The organism is Streptomyces sp. NBC_01013, assembly GCF_045162765.1.
In the GTDB taxonomy this organism is placed as follows: Bacteria; Actinomycetota; Actinomycetes; order Streptomycetales; family Streptomycetaceae; genus Streptomyces.
Genome location: NZ_CP108687.1, coordinates 1162371 through 1186138, shown reverse-complemented (window position 1 = coordinate 1186138; position 23768 = coordinate 1162371). Strand labels below are relative to the sequence as shown.

Annotated in this window: 21 protein-coding genes; 4 read left to right on the top strand and 17 right to left on the bottom strand. The window is 70.4% G+C overall.

What is annotated here, in order from left to right; all coding sequences use genetic code 11:
* Positions 1–59: 59 nt before the first annotated feature.
* The 7 genes from OG538_RS05040 to OG538_RS05010 form a co-directional block, all read right to left on the bottom strand.
* On the bottom strand, positions 60–1049 hold the full coding sequence (locus OG538_RS05040) for an Acg family FMN-binding oxidoreductase (protein WP_406090551.1): 990 nt from the start codon (positions 1047–1049) through the stop codon (positions 60–62).
* Positions 1050–1353: 304 nt separating this feature from the next.
* Entirely contained in the window at positions 1354–2010 is a 657-nt protein-coding gene (locus tag OG538_RS05035) for a CBS domain-containing protein (RefSeq protein ID WP_406090549.1), read from the bottom strand.
* Between the two features lie 46 nt (positions 2011–2056).
* A complete protein-coding gene (locus tag OG538_RS05030; RefSeq protein ID WP_406090547.1) occupies positions 2057–3046 on the bottom strand; it encodes an Acg family FMN-binding oxidoreductase in 990 nt (329 codons plus the stop codon).
* Between the two features lie 113 nt (positions 3047–3159).
* The gene (locus OG538_RS05025; protein ID WP_406090545.1) at positions 3160–4068 is read right to left on the bottom strand and encodes a universal stress protein; all 909 of its coding nucleotides are present in this window, start codon (positions 4066–4068) and stop codon (positions 3160–3162) included.
* 116 nt (positions 4069–4184) lie between these two features.
* Positions 4185–5060, bottom strand: a complete 876-nt coding sequence (locus tag OG538_RS05020; RefSeq protein ID WP_406090543.1) for a universal stress protein — start codon at positions 5058–5060, stop codon at positions 4185–4187.
* Positions 5061–5218: 158 nt separating this feature from the next.
* The gene (locus tag OG538_RS05015) at positions 5219–5890 is read right to left on the bottom strand and encodes a CBS domain-containing protein (RefSeq protein ID WP_406090541.1); all 672 of its coding nucleotides are present in this window, start codon (positions 5888–5890) and stop codon (positions 5219–5221) included.
* Between the two features lie 72 nt (positions 5891–5962).
* Complete coding sequence (locus OG538_RS05010) at positions 5963–6640, bottom strand: CBS domain-containing protein (protein ID WP_406090539.1); 678 nt, start codon at positions 6638–6640, stop codon at positions 5963–5965.
* A 275-nt stretch (positions 6641–6915) separates the two neighbouring features.
* Between OG538_RS05010 and OG538_RS05005 the strand changes: the two genes are divergently transcribed.
* On the top strand, positions 6916–7821 hold the full coding sequence (locus OG538_RS05005) for a universal stress protein (RefSeq protein WP_406090537.1): 906 nt from the start codon (positions 6916–6918) through the stop codon (positions 7819–7821).
* A 193-nt stretch (positions 7822–8014) separates the two neighbouring features.
* On the opposite strand, the gene OG538_RS05000 is transcribed toward OG538_RS05005, so the two are convergent.
* Together OG538_RS05000 and OG538_RS04995 are read right to left on the bottom strand one after the other, a co-directional pair.
* The gene (locus tag OG538_RS05000) at positions 8015–9046 is read right to left on the bottom strand and encodes a 1-phosphofructokinase family hexose kinase (RefSeq protein WP_406090535.1); all 1032 of its coding nucleotides are present in this window, start codon (positions 9044–9046) and stop codon (positions 8015–8017) included.
* Positions 9047–9455: 409 nt separating this feature from the next.
* Positions 9456–10673, bottom strand: coding sequence for an IS110 family transposase (locus tag OG538_RS04995; RefSeq protein WP_406099985.1), 1218 nt, complete (start codon positions 10671–10673; stop codon positions 9456–9458).
* 572 nt (positions 10674–11245) lie between these two features.
* Here OG538_RS04995 and OG538_RS04990 point away from each other — a divergent pair.
* Positions 11246–11977: an SDR family NAD(P)-dependent oxidoreductase gene (locus tag OG538_RS04990; RefSeq protein ID WP_406090533.1), complete on the top strand. Its 732-nt coding sequence runs from the start codon at positions 11246–11248 to the stop codon at positions 11975–11977.
* 406 nt (positions 11978–12383) lie between these two features.
* On the opposite strand, the gene OG538_RS04985 is transcribed toward OG538_RS04990, so the two are convergent.
* The 7 genes from OG538_RS04985 to OG538_RS04955 form a co-directional block, all read right to left on the bottom strand.
* The gene (locus OG538_RS04985; RefSeq protein ID WP_406090531.1) at positions 12384–12653 is read right to left on the bottom strand and encodes a phosphopantetheine-binding protein; all 270 of its coding nucleotides are present in this window, start codon (positions 12651–12653) and stop codon (positions 12384–12386) included.
* A complete protein-coding gene (locus OG538_RS04980) occupies positions 12650–14044 on the bottom strand; it encodes a dihydrolipoamide acetyltransferase family protein (protein ID WP_406090529.1) in 1395 nt (464 codons plus the stop codon). The genes OG538_RS04985 and OG538_RS04980 overlap by 4 nt, the downstream gene beginning before the upstream one ends.
* A gap of 1 nt (position 14045) precedes the next feature.
* Entirely contained in the window at positions 14046–15050 is a 1005-nt protein-coding gene (locus tag OG538_RS04975; RefSeq protein ID WP_406090527.1) for an alpha-ketoacid dehydrogenase subunit beta, read from the bottom strand.
* The gene (gene pdhA / locus OG538_RS04970; protein WP_406099984.1) at positions 15047–15985 is read right to left on the bottom strand and encodes a pyruvate dehydrogenase (acetyl-transferring) E1 component subunit alpha; all 939 of its coding nucleotides are present in this window, start codon (positions 15983–15985) and stop codon (positions 15047–15049) included. The genes OG538_RS04975 and pdhA overlap by 4 nt, the downstream gene beginning before the upstream one ends.
* A 116-nt stretch (positions 15986–16101) precedes the next feature.
* Complete coding sequence (gene acsA, locus OG538_RS04965) at positions 16102–17904, bottom strand: acetate--CoA ligase (protein ID WP_406090525.1); 1803 nt, start codon at positions 17902–17904, stop codon at positions 16102–16104.
* A complete protein-coding gene (locus OG538_RS04960; RefSeq protein WP_406090523.1) occupies positions 17901–18050 on the bottom strand; it encodes a hypothetical protein in 150 nt (49 codons plus the stop codon). Before OG538_RS04960 ends, acsA begins: the two co-directional genes overlap by 4 nt.
* A 205-nt stretch (positions 18051–18255) precedes the next feature.
* Positions 18256–18855, bottom strand: a complete 600-nt coding sequence (locus OG538_RS04955) for a CBS domain-containing protein (RefSeq protein WP_406090521.1) — start codon at positions 18853–18855, stop codon at positions 18256–18258.
* Positions 18856–19338: 483 nt separating this feature from the next.
* On the opposite strand from OG538_RS04955, the gene OG538_RS04950 reads away from it, so the two are divergent.
* Positions 19339–20244, top strand: coding sequence for a universal stress protein (locus OG538_RS04950; protein WP_406090519.1), 906 nt, complete (start codon positions 19339–19341; stop codon positions 20242–20244).
* 118 nt (positions 20245–20362) lie between these two features.
* The gene (locus OG538_RS04945) at positions 20363–22984 is read left to right on the top strand and encodes a cation-translocating P-type ATPase (RefSeq protein ID WP_406090517.1); all 2622 of its coding nucleotides are present in this window, start codon (positions 20363–20365) and stop codon (positions 22982–22984) included.
* A gap of 239 nt (positions 22985–23223) precedes the next feature.
* On the opposite strand, the gene OG538_RS04940 is transcribed toward OG538_RS04945, so the two are convergent.
* Positions 23224–23631, bottom strand: coding sequence for a DUF302 domain-containing protein (locus OG538_RS04940; RefSeq protein ID WP_406090515.1), 408 nt, complete (start codon positions 23629–23631; stop codon positions 23224–23226).
* Positions 23632–23768: the final 137 nt, after the last annotated feature.

Below are 23768 nucleotides of genomic sequence, written 5' to 3'. Positions count from 1 at the left end.
CCGGATGCGGCACACGCCCGGCGCGCACGACGCATCCTCTCGCGGGCCCGTACGCGGTGTCACCTGATGGTGAGGACCTCATCGACCGGCCTGCGCGGGGTCACAGCGCCCGGGGGCCCGTAGCCGAGCCTGAGCAGCATATGGACGAAGCCGATGGCGGAGCTGGGGTCGCGCGCGAACAGCCGGAGTTCGGGCCATTCGAGCGGCTGTGACATCAGCGAGGTCGCGAGTCCGTCCAGGGTGGCCTGCAGAAGCACGTGCTGCAGGGCCTGGCCTGCTCTCAGCCAGTCCACGGGCCTGTCCTTCACCGTGCCGAGCAGCGCTATCTGTGGTCGCTTCTCGAAGACGGCTTCCGGGCGGTTCCGCTCGCGGTGCAGGGTGTCGAAGTCCCTCGTGGGGGCGCTGACGCCGAACTGCCTCGGGCCGAAGGCGTCAGTCGGGATTCCGTCGGTGCTCAGCCCGTCACCGGCCCGTCCGGTACGTGTCCAGGCGGCGATCTCCTCACGCATCGAGGCACTGGCCGACTCGAACAGCTCCGAGTCGTGGACGAGTTCCATGACGGTTTCCGTGTGCCAGGCCCCTGGGACAGCGAGCAGACAGCCCTCCAGCTGAGCCGCTGCGGCGAGCCCGTCGAGTATCGCCGTCGGAATCTGCTCCTCCGAGAAGGGAAAACGGCTGGTGTGCCGCTGCCGTACGGCGGGATGCAGCGCAGACAACCCCTCTTCCGGGGAGCCGGTGTCCTGGAGCACCACATCAGCCAGATGCCAGGAATCCAGCGGGCGGGGGAGCAGGTCCGCGCGGGCGGTCCAGCCGCGATGGGCCGCCGCGACGCGAAGATTGAACAGGGCGGCGCCGCACCCCAGATGCAGTCCTCGGTTGTCGGGATCACCGACCGGCATGGTCCGGACCGGGTCGCCGTAAAGGGCGAGCACGCCCGTGTCGGTGGAGAAGACGAACTTCCAGGGCTGGGAGTTGTGCATGGAGGGTGCTGTCACGGCGTCCTCGACCAGCGCCGCCGCCACCGCCGCATCGTGTTCAGTCGTCGACATGGGGTGTCCTGCTCTCTGTGCGATCATCGGCTTCTCGCGGACGGGCCCGCTTGAGCACTGGAACCGGCTGACAGGTGCACGGAGGAAGTGGATGTGCCGCCCGGGAACCCCTCTCAACCCAGCTTCCGACGGAAATGCCTGACGCAGCAGGGGCCGAACGGTCCCTCGCCCGGACCGACCGGCTGCGTTCCGGCGGGGCGTCCCGACGCCGCCGACGAGGTGAGGGGACTTCCGGCCTGTTCCTGCCCCTGGCGGCCATCGCCACGAAGGTACGGGAGCACACGGGGCAGAAGAAGCGACACGTTCACCCACCCGCGACAGCGGTGCCAGATGGGTTCTCGTCAAGATCCATGCGTACGTCCACCACACCTTCGACAGCCCGGACAGCCCGTGCCAGCAGAGGCACCATGGACCTGTCCCGCAGCGAGCCGCTGAGAGTGACGACGCCATCCTCCACCGCGACATCGATCCGAAGCGGTGGTGAGATCTGGCCGAGCACGCCGGTCCGGATCTCCGCGCCGAGTTCTGCATCCGGCCTGAGGAACACCTTGAGCAGGTCTCCCCGGCTCACCACTCCTTCCAGTAGTCCGAGGTCATTGGCCACGGGAAGTCGCTTCACCCGCTTGCGGGCCATGATCTGAGCAGCCTCGGCGATCGTCGCGTCCGGGTGAACGGTCACGGCCGGGCTCGACATCAGATCCTCCGCCAGCACCGCACCGGCCTTGGAAGCGTCGTCGGGCGGTCCGAGGTGGGCGGGTTCATCCCGGCGGAACGCCTCCTTCGGCAGGAGATCGGCCTCTGACACCACGCCGATGACCCGGCCCTCACCCGCGAGGACCGGCAGCGCGCTGACCTTCCACTCCGCCATCAGCCGGACGATCTCCTTGTACGGGGCACGACTTCCGACAGCGATGGCCGTGAGGGTCATGACGTCGCTGACGGTGTGCGGAGAAGAAGCCACGGGGCCCTCCAGGAAGCTGCTCGACGTGACGTACGGGCATCCGTTCCTACGGTTCGATGACCAGTACCTGTCGGAGAGGGCGACGCGGGGTGTGAGGGCCCACGGGGCCGTAGCCCATGCGGACGATCATCTGGGGATGTCCCGTGCCCAGCACGGGGTCCCGCAACGTCCATCGCAGGTCGGGCCACTCGAGCGGCTGTGTCGCGAAGGAAGCGCTGACGCCCTTCGAGGTCGCCGACAGCAGAACCCGCTCCAGAGCCTGGCCTGCCCGCAGCCAGTCCAGCGGACGATCGCCCTCCGTGCTCAGCAGGCCCAGCTGTGGCCGGCGCTCGAACCGGACCCGGACACGGCCCGGGAGGGGGGTCGTCCCCGCGTAGTCGCGGGTTGTCGACCCGTCGGACGCATCCCCCGGACCGAACGCGTAGTCCGGAACCCCGTCAACGGGTGCGTCGGTCTTCGTGTGGCGGGTCCAAAAGCGCTGTTCCGCATCACGCGCCGGATCCATGCGGTCACAGTTCGCGGCATCGCTGATCAACCGGAGCACAGTGTCCAGATGGAGGGAATCGACGAACCGGAAATCCGCATGTTCAGCATGTGCGGCATCGGAGAACAGCGAGCGGAGTTCCGGGGGGATCGGCCGCTCGGCGAAAGGGAAGCGGCAGGTGTGTCTGTCCCGTATCGCCGGATACAGCTCCGTGACCGGCAGGTTTGCCGATCCTGCCAGCGGTTCGAGACGGGCCTCGGCCAGCAGGGCCTGATCCGCCGGCGCGGGAAGGAGAGCGGTCACCGCTGCCAGACCGTAGTGGGCAGCTGACACCCGCAGGTTCAGCAGAGCGGCTCCGCACCCCACGTGCAGTTCGCGGGTCGAGGGGTCCGCCTCCGTCATGGTGCGCGCGAAGTCGGCCCGCAGGGTGATGATGTGGGCGGAGCGGTCGTAACGGAACTGCCAGGGCTGCGCATTGTGCAAGGACGGCGCGGCAGTCGTGTCAGCCACCAGAGCGGTCACCGTGGTGTCGCTCGGCGAAGTCGTAAGCATCTGAATCACCCGGCGGAAAAACTGTGCGGAAGTGCTACTCATCCAGCTTCGGACGGCGCGCACGGCACCGGTAGGGGCCGTTCTTCCCCGAAGTGGGCCGGATGGCCAAGCGGTCAGTCCTGGGGAACGACCGCGACCGGGGCCGGGGAGTGGTGCAGAACCGCGTGCGCGACGTGCCCGACACGGGGCTCCCGGGGCCAGTAACGGTTCGTCCGCCGGCCGATGACGACCAGTGACGCCTGCGCCGCGGCCTCGACGAGGTGGCGCGCGGGCGAGCCGATCTCGCCGTGCACACTCACGGACACGCCCGGGTAGTCCTTCGACCGTGGTTCCAGCAGGGAGCGCACCACGCTCGCTCCTTCGGCGGCGATATCGGCTCGCCAGCGCAGGTCGCCGCCGATGCCCTGCACGTAGCCCACCGGAGGATTCCAGCTGTAGACGATCCGCAGTTCTCCTGAGCGCACTGCCGCCGCTTCGAACGCGAACCGAAGCACGCCATCGGTGGTGGGACCCAGATCGATGCCGGCGATCACCGGACCGCCGGTGTCCCGCGCCTCCACGTCCCGAGCGCGCTGCGCGAAGCTCTCATCGTCGGGCCGCGCCGATCCCTCAGGGCGCACGAGCACCACCGGCCGATGTGTGTGGGCGACTGTGGCCATGGCGACAGATCCCATGAGGAAGCCGGCGAGGGCTCCGAGGCCCGCGGTTCCGATGGCCAGCAGCTCGGCCTCGGCAGCCTCCCGGCACAGCATTTCGGGGGGTGGCCCGGTGAGCTGCTGCGTGCTTATGTCCAGGTCAGGGAATCGATGCGCCAGCTGCGCTGCGGCCTCCTCCGGCAGGCGACGTGACCACTGTTCCGGCATGTCTGTCCCAGAGAGCGGGGCGCGGGAGTAGGGCTGCCATTCCCAGGCGCTGACGAGGCGAAGGGGAAGGTGCCTGATGCTTGCCTCGTGGGCGCCCCAGGAGGCGGCGGCGAGGCTTGCCGGTGTTCCGTTCAGGCCGACGGTCACAGGGCGTGGCACAGCGCACCTCCAGGTACGGTCGTGATGTCTCGTCTCTCCACGATGGGGCGGCGCAGGGCCCCGGCGCATGAGCCGTCGAGGTTCTGTCCTGGGCCGTTCGACCCTTCCGTGAGGCGCTACGCGTGTGCGATCACGGCGACGGGAGCCCTGGAGTGGTGCAGGACCGCGTGAGTGACCGGCCCGATGTGTGATCCGACCGCCGACCGCCGAATGCGTCGGCCGACGATGGCGAGAGCCGCGTCCGAGCTGCTGCCGACGAGGTCCGTGGCGGCGTGCCCGACGCTCGCTCGACTGGTCACGTCCACAGCGGGGTGTGCTGCCCTCCAGGGGCTCAGCGCGTCTGCCAGCGCGGCGTTAGCGTCCAGTTCGAGCTGGGCATGCACTCGCGGATCGTAAGCGGCGCCATATCCGAACAGCGGAGGCAGTGACCAGCTGTGCAGGACGTGGAGGGCGCAGCCCCGCCGTGCTGCTTCGTCGAAGGCGAATGCGAGCAGAGCGTCGCAGGGGCGGCTGATGTCCACCCCCACCACCAGGTCGCGCGACGCGAGCCGACCGCTCGTGGGTGGTGCCGACTCGTCACCGGCCCGCACCATGACGACCGGCCGGACCGTCGCCCGGATGACCGCCATGGCGACTGACCCGAGTACGTACCCTGTGACACTGCTCAGCCCGCGTGCACCCAGGACGATCATGTGTGCGTTCGCGGCTGTGTCTCGGAGTACGTCGGCCGGCTTGCCGACGCAGGACTCCGCACTGACTTCGAGTTCGTTGTACCTCGTGCGCAGATGATCGGCGGTTTCGCTCAGCAACGCCTGAACTCTCATGGGGTGCGAGTCGGTCGTGGGGACGGGGAGGGCGAAGGGGGGCCGGCGGTCCACGGCGTGGACGAGCCGCAGGGGCAGCTTCCGCAGAAGTGCCTCTCGCGCTCCCCAGTGGGCTGCCGCGTCACTTGCGGGGGATCCGTCGAGTCCGACGATGATGAGGTCGTTCATGGGTGCCTTCCCTGGCGGGGTCCGTCTGAGCGGGAATTCTCTTCCCCGCCTCTGCCGAGGAGGTGCGGCCGGTCGGTCGGGCCCCCCGGTGCGTGGCTGCGGCGGCCTCGGCCGTATCAGCCCGACAGCGCGCGCCTGCGAGGTCGTGGCATTGACTCTCAGGTCGCTGGACCAGGCATGTCGTCGGCGTCGTAGGTGAGGTGGGTGGAGACCGAGACCACTCCGTCGACCGTGGCGCACATCCGCTCGATTGCCGGGACCACGCTCCGGAGCGGAAGCCGACCGCTGAGCTCCACCCGTCCGTCCCGCACCTCGACGGTGAGAGCGGCCGGATCGAGACGCAGCGTGTCAGTGAGGACGTCCTCTTCGATCTCCCGGCGGATGTGGGCGTCCTCGCGGAGGAAGATCCCCAGCAGGTCTCGGCGGCTGACAACCCCCACCAGGTGATCCGTATCGTCGACGACGACGAGCCGCTTCACCTTGTGCACCTCCATCAGCCGCGCGGCCTCAGCCACGGTCCAGTCGGGGCGGGCGCAGACGGGGGGCGCGGACATCAGCTCCTCCGCACGCGTTGCCTCGGCCTTGGCCCGCTCCCACGCCTCCAGTCCAGGTACGGCCGGCCGGCCGTCCGGTGCGGTGACCAGGTCGGCCGTCTTACGGAGCAGGTCACCCTCCGAAACCACCCCGACCACCCGGCTTCTGCTGTCCAGCACCGGCACCGCGGTGACACGGTGCCCCGCGAGCAACCGCGCGATCTCCTTGAACGGGGCGTCGCCGCGGACGCTCACCACCTCACGGGTCATCAGTTCTTCGATCCTGCGATGGCGCATCATCCGCTCCTTTCTTACACACAAGCCGGACGTACCGGTCGCCAGGCATGACCGGTGCCACCCGAGGAGACCTCATCGAGGCGGTTCCACGTCGAGGGCGAGATTGTCGTAGGCGTAGTCGATCGACTCGTGCAGGGTCACCACCCCGTCCACCCAGCGGCAGAGGCGCACGATCACTGGGATGTCGGCGCGCTCGTGGACATGCCCCGTCAGTGTCACGACTCCCTCCTCCACGGATACGTCTATCGCGTCAGGGGCCAGGCGCAGGGTGCCGACCAGGACGTCATGCTTGATCTCGTCGCGGATCGCGGAGTCGCGACGGAGGAAGGGCTTGAGCAGATCGCTGCGGCTGACGATTCCGACGAGCCGCCCGGTCTCATCGGACACGGGGAGCCGTTTCACCCCTTTACGGTGCATCGTCCGGGCCGTCTCGACGAGACTCCATCCCGACTGCGCGGTGAGTGCGGGGGAGGTCATCAGGTCGGCCGCCGTCTCCGCGTCGGAGACCCCGCGTTCCTCGGACAGCAGCCGGACACCCGCCCAGCGGCCCTCCAGGTCCGGAAGTTCAGCAGTGGCCCGCAGCAGGTCGGCCTCGGAGACCACGCCGAGAAGGCGCCGGTGCTCATCGACGACGGGAACCGCCGAGATGTCGTTCTCCCTGAAGAGACGGGCGATCTCCTTGAAGGACGTCGCAGGGTCGGCCGTGACCACGTCGTGCGTCATCACCTCGAAGACCGTGCGGTGCTGCATGACGTTCCTCCTTCACGAGACTTCACGTTCGCGGCACTTCCCACTCTGGTCTCCGGCCCCCTCCCGTGTGCAGTGCCGAACGGTCCCCTCCCGGGACTGTCGGCCCTTCGCGTGCAGGCGTGCGGCGGGGACCGCCCGGACACCCGCCGGGGTCCGGGGTGTGTCGTCGGCACGCGGCCGAAGTGACCGTGCGGGTCATCCGGGGGACCGCTCGGCCCTACCCCGCAAGAGGGCTCGGTGCGAGCGTGGGGTGAGACCACCTCAGCGGGAAGGCGGTGGGGACGGTGGAATCGCCGTTGGTGGTAGGAGTGGACGGTTCGGATGCCAGTCTCACGGCGCTGGACTGGGCAGCCGACGAAGCGGCACGGCACGGATGGCCGCTGCGCATCGTGCACGCCTCGTTGTGGGAGCGGTACGAAGGGGCTGTGCCGGCCTGGACCACCGACCGCCCGGCCGACCAGGTCCTAGCCGAGAACATCGTGGGCGTGGCAGAGGAGCGGGCCGTACGCCGCCGGCCAGGACTCAACGTCACCACGGACGTACTCGCCGAGGACCCCTCGCAAGGTCTGCTCAGGGAGGGAAGCGAAGCCGAGGCCCTGGTCGTCGGGTCCCGGGGCAGAAGTGGAATCGCCGACCTGCTCCTGGGATCCGTCAGTCTCCTCGTGGCCGCGCGCGCCCACTGTCCCGTCGTCGTCATCCGGGGAGACCGGCAGGCACTGGAAGCGCGACATCAGCGCATTCTGCTGGGCCTCGGGGATCACGACGTGGATTCACCCGCAGTGCGGTTCGCCTTCCGCGAAGCAACGGTGCGGCACGCCGAGCTCGAGGTGCTCCACGTTTGGCGTCGGCCGTCTCATGAACCCGTCGAGCACCCGCTCCTGACCGGTGAGGCCACCGAGTACGAGCAGAGGGCGTCGGAGCTCCTCGATCGTGCCCTGGATGCGATGGTGCGTGAGCATCCGGCTGTCCGCCTGCGGAGGAGTACGGCTGAAGGTCCTGCCCGCAAGGTGCTGACGCAACGCTCGGCTGCCGCGGACCTGTTGGTCGTCGGAGCGCGACGACGTGGCGGACTGGCCGGCCTGGAACTCGGCCGCGTAGCCCATCGGGTTCTGCACCATGCCGCGTGCCCGGTCGCAGTCGTCCCCCGCGCACATGGGTCAGGCGGAGAAGACCCGTCCTGAACGACACCACGGCTCCTGAACGGCACCACGGCGCGGCGGTCCGTCATGTCAACGCCGGTCCGGCCCGCGCATGGGTGGCGGCGGTGCGGGGCCGTCCCCCGCGGGGGACGGCCCCGCTGGTGACGGCCCCGCTGGTGAGCGTCGTGACGCTCCGACGGTCCGGCCCGCCTCATCGCAGCGGTGGCCGGAGTTCTCATGCACGGGTCCGGAACTCGCTCTTCACCTCGGGGCGGAGTGAGTGGGCCACTGCCGGGTCGAAAGGCTCGGTGCTTGGGGTGAGCATGGATGCGGCGGCCACGGCCACCCCCAGGGCGCAGGCGCTGACGGGATCGTCGCCGGCGGTCAGCCGTGCGGTGATGGCGGCCACCATGCCGTCCCCCGCCCCGGCATCGCTCAACGGATCGCCGGGCAGCGGTGGCACGTGCAGTTCGGTGTGGCCGTGGCCGGTCGAGCACACCGCGCCCAGCGCTCCCACCGTGGTGACGGCGACCTCGGCGGCTCCCGTGGTGAGGAGGTGCTCGTTGACGGCTCGGGCATCGTCGAAGCTGCGGACCTCCCGGTCGGTGAGGCTCGTGGCCTCTGTCCGGTTGCACCTGAGGAGGAAGACGCCTTCCCCGAGTGCTCCGCTGAGTGCCGGCCCGGAGGTGTCCAGGATCAGCCGTGATCCGGCTTCCTTGACACGGCGGGCGACGACCGCGTAGAAGTCGGCGGGCAGGCCGCCGGGCAGGCTGCCGCTGGCCACGACGTATTGGCAGTTGCCGACGCCGCTCTCCAGCGCGTCGAGGCACCGCAGCGCCTCGTCTTCGCGCAGCCGTGGGCCGGGCGGCACGATGTGGTAGCTGTGATGCGCTTCGGTCTCGAAGAGCACGAGCGCTTCGCGGGTTTCTTCCTCGATGTCGACGGCGATGTGGTCGACACCTTCTTCGTCCAGCAGGCGGTTCAGGCGCCGGCCGACCTCTCCTCCGGCGGTGTGGATGGCGGTGGCCCGTCCTCCCAGCCGGGCGACACCACGGGCGACGTTGATCCCTCCGCCCCCGGCGGCCACCGTCCTGACCCGGGCGCGGTTCTTGCCGATGTCCGTCAGGTGCCCGACCTCCCAGGCGAGATCGACGGTGGGGTTCATCGTCAGGGTGAGTGCCGACGGCCCGGCGGCGACACTCCGCGCGCTCCTTGCGGTGCCGGTCTTCCCGGCTGGGGTCGGGACCGGTGTCGAGGGTGCGCTCATCGTGGCATCCGAGCGGTCGCGTTCGTCCGGGCACGGCGTGCCTTCTGCTGGACGTGGCCTTGCGTCAAGGCGCCCACCTCCACGGACAGGGCAGGAGGACAGCTCACTCCTCATTCTGAGGCAGCGTGGGGTTCCCCGCACTCCGGCCCGGCCTGGGCTGCCGGGACCGCCCCGCAGCGAGTGCTCGCAGACCCTGTCTCCGGTGAGCCTGGAAGGCGAACAGTGCCGTTGTCCGGGCGTTCCGTTGACCGAAGGGCCGGCCCCGGCGGCCGGCGGCGGATTGCGCTGACCGGTGGAAGCTCACTGGCCGCCGGCTTCATGTGCGGTCACGCTCGACACAGGCGGGGGGGTGCCTCTATGTCGTTCGTCAAGGCATCCCTGTCGGGTTTGGGGTGGTTCGGGTGGGGGGCTATGCGGCGAGTTCGACGTCCTTCGGTGTCCGAGATTCGTAGAAGGTGCCGTCTCGGAGCATGGCGAACAGGACGCTGATGCGCTGGCGGGCGAGTCGGAGGAGGGCTTGGGTGTGGGTTTTGCCGCGGGCTCGCTGTTTGTCGTAGTAGGTCCGGGAGGCCGGATCGGCGTTCATGCAGGCGAAGGCGGAGAGGAACATGGCCCGTTTGAGCTGCCGGTTGCCGCCTCGGGGCGCGTGTTCGCCGTGGATCGAGGTTCCGGATTGCCGGGTGTTCGGGGCAAGGCCGGCGTAGGAGGCGAGGTGGGCGGCGGTGGGGAAGTTGGTGCCGTCGCCGACGGTGGTCAGCAGGACTGCGGCGGTCCTGACGCCGACGCCGGGCATCGAGGTCAGGACCTGGGAAAGAGGGTGGGCCTCCAGCAGGGTGCTGATCTGGGTTTCCAGGGCCCGGCGCTGTTCGTGGACGGCGCCGAGGGAGCGGGCCAGGGAGGGAATGACGGTGCCGAGGGTGCTGGTTCCAGGCACGATCACGGTCTGCTCGTCCAGGGCGTCGAAGACCTCGTCGATCAGCCGTGCGGCCATGCGCGGGGCCTTGGGGCGGATGAGCTCGACGAGTTTGCGGCGGCCGGCTTTCCGCAAGGCGGCTGGGGATCCGTGGCGTTCCAGCAGCCAGGTGACGGCCCGGTGGTCCAGGCGCGGGCCAAGGACACGTTCCAGGCTGGGGTGAAACTGGGTGAGAAGGCCGCGTATGCGGTTGCTGGTGCGGGTGGCCTCGGCGGCGAGGTCCTGGTCGAAGCCGACCAGGACGTTCAGCTCGGCGGTGATCTCGTCGGTCAGTTCCAGCGAGCGCAGGGTGTGGGGCAGGGTGCGGGCGGCGTCCGCGATGACTGCGGCGTCCTTCGCGTCGGTCTTCGCCTCGCCCGGGTAGAGATCGGCGATCCGGCGCATCGCCAGGCCGGGCAGGTAAGCGACCCGGCAGCCGGCGTCCCGGGCCACGGTCAGGGGCAGAGCCCCGATGGAGGCGGGCTGGTCCACGATCACCAGCACTGTGCCGAACTTCGCGGCCAGCTTCTCGAAGACGGCCCGCAGCTTCGGCTCGCTGTTGGGCAGCTGCTTGTCGAAGACCTTCTTCCCGACCGGGGTCAGCCCGTGGCCGTGATGGGCACTCTTGCCGACATCCAGGCCCAGGAAGACGCCCACCTCAGTGGTGTCGAACATCGATACTCCCTCTCCCCAAAGGGTGTTCACGGTGCCGGCCTCGGCGTTGGTGTCGTACGCGCGCATCCACGTTATGCAGACCTGCCGCCCGCGAGCCGTCCGGCATTGCGCCGGACCGGGCAGTGGCCGGACCTCTCATCAGCGTCTCCGACGGCACCTCCCGGGCCCGGTGACACCACCCCCCAGGTCATGCCTTCGACAGGGGGACACAGTCATGCCGGGCCCGGAGGCCAGCGGTCCCATTGCAGGACCGCCAAGAACATAACGGGGGTGTCGGAGACGCTCGCCTGCCGCTCGCCGCCGACGAGCGGGATGTGACTCGAACCAGGAGGACGCCCTCATGGACATGCCTCTCGTGAGTGAGTGCCGATCAAGGTCTGCTTCTACAGCAGGGATCGCGCCCGCCACGCCGTGGCCCTCACCGTGGGAGACCGTGGGCCCGGTCGCGCGCAACGCCGCCCCGATGGTTCCGCGGGGACGCACCCTTCGGGCTCGGCCACGAGCCCGCAACACCTGCCGCTGACCGGTCGGCAGGACCCGACACGACAGGACTGGAGAGAACTATGGGCCGTATGACCGGAGACAACGCGATCGTCACGGGCGGCGCGCGAGGTATCGGTGCCGCGATTGCCCGTCGGTTCGCCGAGGAGGGTGCGACCGTCACGATCGGTGACGTGCTGCGCCCGGAGGGCGAGGAACTGGCGGCCGGCCTCGGTGAGGCGGCGCGTTTTGGGCTGCTGGATGTGACCGACGCCGACAGTTGGGCCACCGTCGTTGCCGAGGCGGAGGCGGCGCACGGGCCGGTGTCGGTCCTGGTGAACAACGCCGGCATTCTTCAGATCGACAGCGTCGAGGATCAGGAGCCTGCCTCCTTCCGGCGGGTGACCGATGTCAATCTGTACGGCGCCTGGCTCGGCATGCACACCACGATTCCGTCCCTGCGCCGGGCCGGCGGCGGCGTCGTCATCAACATCTCCTCGACCGCAGGGCTCATGGGCTACGCCGGCCTGGGCGCCTACACCGCGAGCAAGTGGGGGTTGCGGGGCCTGACCAAGACGGCCGCCCTGGAACTGGCCGCGGACGGAGTGCGCGTCTGCTCCGTCCATCCTGGACCGGTCCGCACTCCCATGACCGCGGAGATGGGTGAGGAGATGGTCGTCGGCCAGCCCATCGCCCGCTACGGCACCCCCGAGGAGGTCGCCGCCACAGCGCTCTTCATCGCTACGGAGGCCACGTACTCGACCGGCTGCGAGTTCGTCGTCGACGGCGGGGCGACCACCGGTAGCAGGATCCTCGAAGGCTGAGCGTGGGCCTGACCGGCAGGGCCGTCGCTGCGGTGGCCGCCATGGTCGCGGCGACCGGAGGGTTCCCGGCCAGGGCCGAGCCGTTGTCCCGTCCGGGGCCCGGGGCTGCGTTCCGGCGGGAGCCCGCGCCCGGCGGGACGATCATCCCGCCGGGCGCGAGAGACCAGCACGGTCACTTCGGCGACGGCCTGCACGACCGGTCAGCTCCTGGGCTGCCCTGCCGCCAGGCCCGCTGTGCGGCAGTGATGTCTTCGGCGGGCTGCCGCGACCGAAGCCGACCGGGGCGGCAAGGCGGGCCTTCGTGCGGGGGCCGAGGCGCGCGGGTTCGGCGTTCGGCGGGGCCGACCAGCCGCCGGGCGCGTCCCCGACCGCACGGGTCAGTACACCCGGTTCCTCCGGTGACGCATCATCCGTCCCTTCCCTGAGCGGACGCACGGGCGTCAGGCACAAGGCGAGCGGCGCAGCCGTCCCAGGTGTCAAGGGCCGGGTAGTCGTCCTCGCTGAGTTCCGTCCCGCTGAGTTCGGCAAGTGCTTCGACGAATTCGAGGAAGTCCAGTGAATCCATCTCGAACGTGTCCCGCAAGGAGACGCCGGGATCGAGCCGGGCGAACTCGGCGCCGGGGACGACACGCTGCACGGCTTGCCGGACGAGCGCCTTTGCCTGGTCGTGGTTCACAGTTCCTCCGGTTGTTGCAGGAGCCGGTCCATGGCGGTCAGGAGACGCGCGCCGATGGCGCCGTCGGCGGCTCGGTGGTCGGCGGACAACGTCGCTGTCACCACGGGACGCACTCCCAGCAGGCCTTTCGCGGCCACCGGCCGCTCGACGATCCTGCCGAGGCCGACGAGCGCGACCTGCGGAGGGTAGACGACCCCGAACACGGTCTCGACGCCCTGGTCGCCGAGGTTCGTGACGGTGAGGCTGGGGTCGGCGGTCTCGGACGCCCGGAGCCGTCCGCCCCGGGCCCGCGCCACCAGGTCCTTGAGCGCGGCCATCACCTCGACCACGGAGAGCGCTTCGGCGTGGGCGAGGGCCGGGGCGGCAAGGCCACCGCCCCGCAGTGAGACCGCGACCCCCAGCCGTACCTCCTCCGCTGGGACGAAACCGTCGTCGCCCCAGTGCCCGTTGAGTTCGGGCACCTTCCGCGCCGCCAGCGCGACAGCCTTGAGCATGAGTGCGGCAGGTACCAGACGGGCGGACAGAGGCAGTTCGCGGTTGCGGGCGCGCATCCACTCCAGGGCCGCTGCCATGTCCACGGTCGTGGAGAGGTAGAAGTGCGGGATCTCCCGCTTGGACCGACTCATGAGCCGGGCGGTCGCTGTCCGCGCCGATTCCGGGAGGGCCGGGCGCCGTGTGTCCTCGGCGGCTGCGGCGGAACGGACGTCCTCCGCACGGACGGTGCCGTTCCGACCGGTACCGGTTACCGCGGCGATGTCGACGCCGAGTTCCGCGGCCAGCCGCCGTGCGAGCGGTGAGCATCTCACCCGCTGCGGAGCCGGGTCCTTGCCGGCCGAGTCGTCGCTGCGCACCGGCCTCGGCGGCCGTGTCGTCGGCGCGGGCTTCGCCTCGCCTTCGCCTCGGCTCCGCTTTCGTCGCGCCGCTTCCTTGCCATGCTGCCGCCCGATCCCAGTGAGCGCGGACTCTGCGGGGCCGGCAGCCTTGTCGTGCGCCGGTGTTCGCGCAGGTTCTGGTGGGGCGTGCTCCACGTCCGTGCGGGTGATCCTGCCTCCCGGGCCCGAACCATGGAGGGCGGCGATGTCGACGTGCCGGTCCTGGGCGAGTCGACGGACCAGGGGCGTCGAGGCAAGCCGGTCTGTGGTGGGTTCACTTTCGGCTGGCGTGCCGATACGTGCCAGCGGGGTGCCCACCGGCACGGTGGTGCCCTCGGCGACGAGGAGAGCGTCGACCGTACCGCTCTGGAAGCACTCCACCTCGATCGCGGACTTGGCGGTCTCTACCACTGCGACGACGTCTCCCCGTGTCACATGGTCGCCGGGGTGCACGAGCCACTGGGAGAGGGTGCCTTCATCCATGTCGGCGCCGAGCGAGGGCATGGTGAACTCGGCCATCTCAGCTCACCACCCGGCGCGCCGCCGCCACGATTCCGGCCGGCTGGGGGAGTGCCGCCTCCTCCAGCTGACGGGCATAGGGTATGGGGACCTCCGCGCTGCAGACTCGTTCGACGGGTGCGTCGAGTTCGAAGAACGCCTGCTCGCAGATGCGCGCCTCGATCTCGGCGGACAGACTGCCGCTGCGCCAGCCCTCGTCGACCAGGACGGCCCGGTGGGTGCGCCGGACCGAGCCGATGATCGTGGCGTCGTCGAGGGGGCGCAGCGTACGCAGGTCGACAACCTCGGAGCTGATCCCCGCGCCCGCCAGTTCCTCCGCGGCTTCGAGGGCTCTGGGCACGCAACCGCTGGACGCGACCACAGTCACGTCGGTTCCCTCGCGGCGGATGGCCGCGCGGTCCAGGTCGACCTCGTGCACCGCCGGATCAAGCGTCCCGGCCGCGTTGTAGAGGCTGCCGTGCTCGAAGAGCAGCACCGGGTCGGGGTCGGCCAGCGCGGCCGCCAGCAGATGGCGGGCGTCGTCGACCGTGGCGGGCGCCAGCACGCGGAGGCCGGGTATGTGGGCGTACCACCCTTCGAGGCTGTGGGAGTGCTGGGCGGCCAACTGTCGTCCCGCGCCTGTCGTCATGCGGATGACCAAGGGCACACCGAACTGTCCGCCGGACATGTGCCGCAGAGTGGCGGCGTTGTTGAGGATCTGGTCGAGTGCCAGCAGGCTGAAGTTGACGGTCATGATCTCCACGATCGGCCTCATCCCGGCCAGTGCGGCGCCGATCCCGGCTCCGACGAACGCTGACTCCGACAGAGGTGTGTCCCGGACACGATCCGGGCCGAACTCCTCCAGGAGACCGAGGCTCACCCCGAAGCAGCCGCCGTAGCGGCCCACGTCCTCGCCCATCAGGAAGACCCGGTCGTCCGAGGCCAGCGCTTCGCGCAGGCCCTCCCGCAGGGCCTCCCTGTATGTGGTGGTGCCGTCCTCGGGATGCGCCCGCGGCCGCGTGCTCATGACGGAACCTCCTTGTGCCGACCGGTGACATGGAGCAGCAGGTCTTCGGCCGGCTCCTCGGGATCCTGTTCGGCCGCCCGGACAGCTCGGTCGATCGTCTCCATGACCTCGTGATCCAGGGCCTCCTGGGTGCCCGTGTCGAGGAATCCGGCCGCACTCATGCCGTCGGCAAGGCCCGTTATGGGATCGTGCCCCTTCCACTCCTCGATCTCGTCCTTCGGCCGATAGCGGTCCGGGTCGTACATCGAGTGCGCGCGGAACCGGTACGTCCGCATCTCCAGGAAGTGCGGTCCGCTGCCGGCCCGGATTGACTCGACCGCTCCGCGTGCCGCCTTCTCGACCGCATGCACGTCCATGCCGTCGACCGCCCAAGCCGCCATGCCGTACGACGCCGCCCGCATCGCCAAGTCCGTCTGGGCGTGTTCGCGGGCGAGGGCCGTCCCCATCGCGTACAGGTTGTTCTCGCAGACGAAGAGCACAGGCAGACCCCAGAGCGCCGCCAGATTGGCGGCCTCGTGGAACTCGCCCTCGGCGAAGGCTCCGTCTCCGAAAAAGCAGCAGGTCACGCGGGACTCGCCGCGCATCCGGTCGGCGAGCGCCAGCCCCGCGGCGAGCGGCAGTCCGCCGGCCACGATCGCGTTGCCGCCGTAGAAGCGGCGGCCGGCGTCGAAGAGGTGCATGGAGCCGCCGCGCCCGTGGCTGCACCCGGTGGCCTTCCCGTACATCTCCGCCATCACGGCCTCGGGTGGCACTCCACGGGCCAGTGCGTGGCCGTGTTCGCGGTACGTGGACACGACGGCGTCGGACTCGTCGAGCGCTTGGTGTACGCCGACCGCCACCGCCTCCTCCCCGATGTAGAGGTGGACGAAGCCCCGGATCGCCGCCGTGCTGTAGAGCTCGACGCATCGTTCCTCGAACCGCCGGATGAGCAGCATCTGCCGCAGCAGTCCCAGGTCGTGGGTCGCCACAGGGGTGCGCGCGGGTCCCCGAGTGCGGCGGGGGCGTTTTGCCTGTGCTTTCCTGGCGGACGTGCTGCCGCGTGCGGTGACCATCACGGCTCCTTCCCGCAGGGCCCGGTCGTCCGGTCCGGTTCGGGTGTCTCCAGCGTGGACACATCGCCCTCGGGCAGGCCCAGTTCGTGGGCCCGCAGCAGGCGGCGCATCACCTTTCCGCTTCGGGTGTGGGGCAGACTCCCGACGAACTCGATCTCCCGGGGGGCGACGGCCGCACCGAGGCGCCGACGCGCGAACGCCATTACGTCTCGCCGCAGTTCGGTGTCGGGCGGATACTCGGGGCGCGGAAGTACGAATGCCTTGACGATCGCGCCGGCCAGCGGGTCAGGGCGCCCGATGACACCGGCCTCGGCCACGGCCGGATGCTCCATGAGCGCGCTCTCCACCTCGAACGGCCCGATGAGGTGCCCCGCGGACTTGATGACGTCGTCGGCGCGGCCCACGAACCAGTACCAGCCGTCGGCGTCGCGGCTGACCAGGTCGCGGGTCAGGTACCAGCCGCCCGCGAAGCACGCCTCGTAACGGTGCGGCTCGTTGAGGTAGCCGCGGAACATCGACGGCCAGCCCGCCCGCAGGGCGAGCTCGCCCTGGGCCCCCGGCTCCTGGAGGATCTGGACGTGTCCGTCGGTGACCGCGGCCCGGCCGTCCTCGCCGCACGCCACTACGGCGGCCTCGACTCCCGGAAGCGGTCGGCCCATCGAACCGGGCCGCACCGGATCGGCCGCAAAATTCGCGATCATGATGGCACCGGTCTCGGTCTGCCACCAGGTGTCGTGCACCGGAAGCCCGAGCGCTTCCCGGCCCCACCGCACGGCCTCGGGATTGAGCGGCTCGCCGACACTCGCGACGAACCGCAGCGACGAGAGGTCGTGGCGCGCCGCGGAAGTCCGGCCGTCGCTGCGCGGTGCGGCCCGCATGAGCATGCGCAGCGCGGTGGGGGCCGTGTACCAGACGGTGACGCGATGGTCGGCGAGGATCCCGTACCAACGAGCGGGGGCGAACTCCCCTTCGTCGACGACGGTCGTCACCCCGAGGGTGAGCGGGGCGATGACGCCGTACGACATGCCGGTGACCCAGCCGGGGTCGGCGGTGCACCAGAAGACGTCGCTCTCGTGCAGGTCCAGGGCGTAGGCGGCGGTGACGTGATGGGCAAGGACCGCCTCGTGCACGTGTACCGCACCCTTGGGGGTACCTGTCGTGCCGCTGGTGAAGTGCAGCAGGGCCGGCTCCGTCGGATCGGTCGGGCCCACCGTGTATGCGTCCGGGGCGGAGTCCGTGAGCGCGGGGAGGGAGAGGGTGTCCGGGGGCGGGTCGGCCCCGGGATTGAGGAGCAGGACGTGCCGCAGGTGGGGAAGCCGGGAACGGACCGGGGCCACCTTGCGCTCGTACAGTTCCCGGGTGGTGACCAACGCCCGCGCGTTGCCCAGCTCCATGCGCAGTGCGACGGGTTCGGGACCGAAGGCGGCGAACAGGGGGCACAGGACCCGTCCGGCACGCAGGGTCCCGAGGACGGTGCTGTACAGCTCGGACCGGCGGCCGAGCAGAGTGAACACCCGCTCACCGCGTTCCACGCCCAGCATCTCCAGCACGTGCGCGAATCGTGAACTCTCGGCCGCGAGCCGGGCGAAGGTGACTGTCTGGACGCTTCCGTCGCGGGCGATGCAGCGCAAGGCGACCCGTTCGCCGTGGCCCTCGCGCAGGTGCCGGTCGACGGCCTCGTACCCGATGTTGATGCCGCCGTCGGGCAGCATGGCCATCCGGGACAGCTCGCGCCGCCATGAGAAGGCGGCCCGGGCGCTGTCGTAGTCGGGCATCACCGGTGCCACCGGCACGGCGTTCATCGCGGTGGCTCCACGTCGAGCGCGAGGCTCTCGTCGGTGTACTCGGTCGATTCGCCGAAGAGCCGGGCGATGTGCCGGAACGGGGTCTGCGGGGCAGCGGTGACCGCGCCGTGGATCATCAGCTCGAAAACCGTTCGATGCTGCATGACGGTCCTCCTTCCCGGGGCCCGGTACCCATGGATCTCACCCTGCTGCGCGGAACCGACCCCCGGGCAGTGCCGAATGGTCCACTTCCAGGACGGTTGGTCCCTATGTGGGTGCCTGATCGCGGCGCATGGTGGAAGGTGAGAGCGGCGGCCTCGGGCTGGCCGCGGCCCGTCCAGCCCTTTCCGCCGCCCGGCACGAAGGCCGCTACGCGTTCGTGAACTCCGCCGCCGCGTCGACCACGCCGGGCACCCCCCGGGCCAGCCGCAGGGCCAGATCCACAGGGACGGACTGTGGCAGGCGTCCGGTGAGCGTCACCGCGCCGTCCGCGACATGTACGGCAAGCGCGGCGTCGCCCTCAGGGATCAGATGCGTGAGGAGCGCGTGGCGCACATCCTCTGCGAGTTCGGCGTCGGAGCGCAGGTAGACCTTGAGCAGGTCGCCCCGGCTGGCGACACCGACCGGACGGCCGTCCTCGTCCACCACGGGAAGGCGCTTGAGATGGCCTCGGCCCATCAGCCGCGCGGCCGCCGCGATCGTGGCACCCCGCGGAACGGTAACGGGCGGCGCGGTCATCAAGCTGCCCGCCGTCGCCGGCACCGGGCCGTCCTGGTCCTCTCCCGGAACCTTGCCGAGTACGTCCGCCTCGGACACCACGCCGACGACCCGCCCCTCGGCCGACAGCACGGGCACCGCACTCACTCCCCAGCGCCGCATGGACTGGACGATCTCCTTGACCGGTGCGTCGAGTCTGGCGGAGACCACCGCATGGGTCATCACGTCGTCGACGGTTCGTGGGTGCTTCATGACCGGCCCTCCGGTACGTCTGGGCGTCAAGCCCTGTTGTGGGGTGTCCGTCGCAGCCGCCGTGGCCAATTCCTCCCTGCTCGTCGTCACCGACGACTCCCGCTTGCCGCGCTCCGGGACCCCGAGACGGCCACCGACACCAGGCCGAAAAGAGGCGGGACGGCCGTCGAGCCCGTGCCGATTCGCCATCCACCCCCAGGGTGGTGCCGTGTCGCTTCGGGCAGCAGGGCCGGGCAGGGCTCGATCGGGACCGAACGGCCCACCCCGAGGAGGCCCACGACGATGCCAGTGTGGGAGGAGTCGTCCCTCAGGGCTGGCCCACAATTCCTGGTGGACCACCGCGCAGCTGTCGTCGCTTGAGACGCAGGGCCCGGGGCGGCGCCCCCGGCTACGGCAAGGGGCGGGTCAGGGCGCCCGCCAGGAAGTGCGGGACAGCCCTCAGGGACGCGCTCCCGAGCCTCGGGCGTACCCGGAGGAGGAGCCATGACCAGCGAGACCCCTACTCGCCCGGAGCTGGGCGACGTCGTCGTGGGAGTCGACGGATCATCCTCCGGGCGCGGGGCCGTGCTCTGGGCCGCCCACGAGGCGGACCGACGGGGGCGGCCCCTGCATCTCGTCCACGCCGCCGACACCGACCGGCGGGCAGCCTTTGCCGACGCCGGAACGATCCGGGCGGTGCGTGAAGCGGGCCGCGATCTGCTGGCCGAGACCGCGAGTGCGGTCCGTGACCTCTTTCCGGACCTCCCGGTTACCGAGGACCTGAGTCGCCAAGAGCCGGTGGCCGGTCTCCGGGCGGCGGCCGGCCACCGGGGCACGATCGTGGTGGGGAGCCGGGGGCTCGGCGGCTTCGCCTCTCTCAGACTCGGATCCGTCGGTCTGGGTGTGGCGGGCCGTGCCGAGGTACCCACGATCGTGGTGCGCGGTGACGGCGACCGTCCCCTGTCGGGCTCGGTGACAGCAGCCGTGCACGGTGCATCGGATCTGGGCTGGCTGCTCGTCGCGGCTGCCGAGGCAGACGCCCGCAAGGCGGCGTTGCGGCTGGTGAGTGTCTGGAACGTGCTCACCCACGTCGGCAGTGTCGCGACCATGCTGGACGACCTTGACGGCATCGCCCGGCAACGCGTGCACGAAGTCAAGACGCTTGCCGATCTCGCGCGGGAGTTCTATCCCCACCTGACCGTCAGCCATCACGTCGAGACGGGCACGAGCACGCCCGGGATCCTGGTGGAGGCGAGTGCCCACACCGATCTCCTGGTGATGGGCAGGGAACACCGCGCCCTGGGCGCGGGCCCGTCCCTGGGCCGCGTCGCCCACGTCCTTCTCCACCACGCCCACTGCCCGGTGGAGATCGTTCCACCCGCCTTTGCCGCTCGGGTCGCGGAGACGTGAACGACATACTGCGCGGAGTCGGTTCTCGGGAACAGCCGATCCCCTGCTCTCGCCCGGGACGGCTTCACGCGCTGCGCCCACTGCCCGGTGATCACCGTCCCCGTCGGGTGAGCGGGCCATGACCTGGTCAGCGGCGAACCGGGCGCGCGCCTCGGCACAGGAGACCGCGGGACTCACCGAGGGGGAAGCCGCCCGCCGGCTGGCCGACACCGGCCCCAACGAGGTTGATGCGAAGACGCCCGTAAGGCTCAGCAGCCGGGTGCTGGCCCAACTGACCGACCCGCTGATCATGGTGCTTCTCGGGGCGGTCGTGCTGACCCTCGCGATCGCTGACTATCCCGACGCCGTCGTCATCGGGCTGGTCGTCCTGGTCAACACGACCGTTGGCGTGGTGCAGGAGATCCGGGCCGACAACGCCGTCGCCGCACTCTCGGCCCTCACCGCCCCGCACGCGCGCGTGCGGCGTGACGGCGCCCTGCGCGACCTCCCGGCGGCGGTGATCGTCCCAGGTGACGTACTCGTGGTCGGTGAGGGCGACATCGTCGCCGCCGACGCCGAGCTCGCCGAGGCCTCCGCCGTCCTGGTGGACGAGTCGATGCTCACCGGGGAGTCCGTGCCCGTCGACAAGGACGCCGGCGCATACCTGAGCGCAGGGACGGTCGTCGTCCGCGGCCGGGGCGTGGCCATGGTCACGGCGACCGGGGCACACAGCGCGCTCGGGCGCATCGCGGCTCTTCTCGACGAACGTCACGAACCGACGCCGCTGCAGCGGCGGCTCGCCGCACTCGGGCGCGTCCTCGCAGCCGTGACGGTCGCTCTGTGCGTCCTGGTCTTCGCCCTCGGTCTGGTGCGGGGCCTCCCGCTGGGCACGATGGCGGTTACGGCCATCAGCCTGGCTGTGGCGGCTGTCCCCGAATCCCTCCCCGCCGTCGTCACCCTGGCCCTCGCACTCGGAGCCAGGCGCATGGCCGCCCGGCACGCTCTGGTCAGGCGGCTGCCGGCAGTGGAGACGCTTGGCTCGGTGTCCGTTCTGGCCACCGACAAGACCGGCACACTGACGGAGGGCCGCATGGTCGTCCAGCGCGTCTGGACACCGCGCGTGACCGCCGAGCTGTCGGGGGTGGGGTACGAACCCGAGGGCGAGGTCCTGGTCGCCGGCCGGACCGCGGAAGCAGACGAGCTCGAAACCCTGACGGACCTACTGACCGTGACCGTCCTGTGCAACGACGCCACGTTGAGCCCGCCGGACGACGCGGCACCCGAAGGCCGCTGGACGGCCCTGGGCGACCCCATGGAGGCCGCGCTGCTGGCGGCTGCCGCCAAGACGGGCTGCCCGGAGCCGGCGAAGCTGTCGGTGACTCACCCCCGGATCGGAGAGGCACCCTTCGACAGCCTCCGCAGGCGCATGACCACGCTCCACAAGGCCGAGGCGGACGGGGTGCTCGTCTGTCTGAAGGGGGCTCCCGAAGCCGTCCTCGACCCTGCCGTCCTGCACGATCCTCCTGACGTACTTGCGGCGGCCCACGATGAAGCCGCGCGCCTGGCTGCCCATGGATACCGCGTGCTCGCAGTGGCATCGGGTCTGCGGGCCGACATCCCGAGCCCGGTTGCCGAGGCGGAGTCCGGGCTCGCGCTCCTCGGTCTCGTCGCGCTCAGCGACCCGCCCAAACCGCACGCCGCGGCGACTCTCGCCTCCTGTCGTGCGGCCGGCATCACTCCCGTCCTCATCACTGGGGACCATCCCGCGACGGCCCGCGCGGTGGCATGCCACGTCGCCCTCCTGGGCGAGGGCGGCCAGACGCAGGACCGCGTCGTCACGGGGGAGGACGTGGCTGCGGGGCGAGTCGCCGACCTCACGTCGGTGCGGGTCTTCGCCCGTACGGATCCCCAGCAGAAGCTGGACATCGTGGAGGCATGGCGCGCCAGGGGAGCGGTGACCGCCATGACCGGCGACGGGGTCAACGACGGCCCCGCTCTGCATCGGGCGGACATCGGGGTAGCCATGGGGGCGCGTGGAACGGAGGTGGCGAGGCAGGCGGCGGACCTTGTTCTCACGGACGACGAGCTCTCGACGGTCGTGGCGGCCGTCGAGGAGGGGCGGCGTGTCTACGACAACATCCGCCGCTTCCTCGTCTACGGGATGGGCGGCGGTGCGGCGGAGATCCTCGTGATGCTCATCGGCCCGCTCCTGGGACTCCCGCTGCCCCTTCGCGCCGGCCAGATCCTCTGGATCAACCTCCTGACGCACGGCCTCACCGGCGTCGCGATGGGTGCCGAACCAGCGTCCCCGGGAGCGATGTGCCGCCCCCCTCGCCCGCCTGACCAGCATATTCTCGGCGGTGGTGCCTGGCAGCGGCTGCTCCTTCTCGGGGCCGCCGTCACGGCTGCCTCCCTCGGCGCAGGACTTGCCGCTCAGGCATCGGACCTTGCCTGGCAGAGCGTCCTCTTCCTCGCCCTGCTGGCTGCCCAGCTCGGCGTCGCCCTGGGACTGCGTACGCGACTTCTGACCAAGGAGAACCCGTTCCTCCCGTTGTCCGTCCTCGCCTCTGCCCTGCTGGCCGCGGCGGCGCTGTACGTGCCCTTCCTGGGCTCGATCCTGGAGACCGAGCCGCTCGGCTGGGAGGGCGCCGGGATCGCTCTCGCGTGCGCGCCCGCCGGATTCGTCGCGGCCCGCGTCGTGCGGACCGCATTTCACCCAGGGGGCCCGACAGGGTCGGGTGGTTCATCCGGACCGGGGTGAGAGGGCGCCCTTCGGGTGCAGCACGTGCGCTCGGTGCAGTCGTACGTATCCGATGGGCGGGGAGGACACCGGATTCGCGCGGTGTGGCTACCCAGCACGCGTGGAGGGCACCGGAGTTGCTCGGTCGCGCCCTGGAAGTGATGGTGCGTGAACATCCCGCTGTCCGCCCGCGGAGGAGTACGGCTGAGGGGCCGAAGGGCCCGTCCGCCCTACTTCGTGGCTGATCATTCCGCTCCGTATCAGTGCCCGCCGCCCCTTTCCTCCGCGAGAACGGCCAAGGCGGCGTCGAGGAGGCGGGTCGCCTGCTCTGCGACCGGCTCCATGGCGTCGAGGCCGGTCAAGGTGACCATGGTGGCGGGGTCCACCGCCTGCACCACTACGTGGTCGCCCACGGTGCGGACAACGACGTTGCAGGGAAGCAGCAGCCCGACCGACGCGTCTGCATCCAGTGCCTGCCGGGCCAGAGCAGGATTGCATGCGCCGAGAATCAGGTACTCCTTCATCTCGTGACCGAGCTTCGCCTTCAGCGTGGCCTGCACGTCGATCTCCGTGAGCACGCCGAAGCCCTGGTCGGCCAGAGCCTTGCGTACTGCTGTGACCGTCTCGTCGAAGGCGCCATCCAGTGTTACGGAGCGGGCATACGACATCGTGTTCCACCTCGTCTCTTCCTCGCGGTCGGGGAGGGGGCCTCACCTCCAGGGTGCAGGCCGGCGATGGAGGACGCAGCGGGACAGCGGAAAGCCGGAGTCGCGCGGCCCTTGACCGACGGGACCGCCCAATCGGC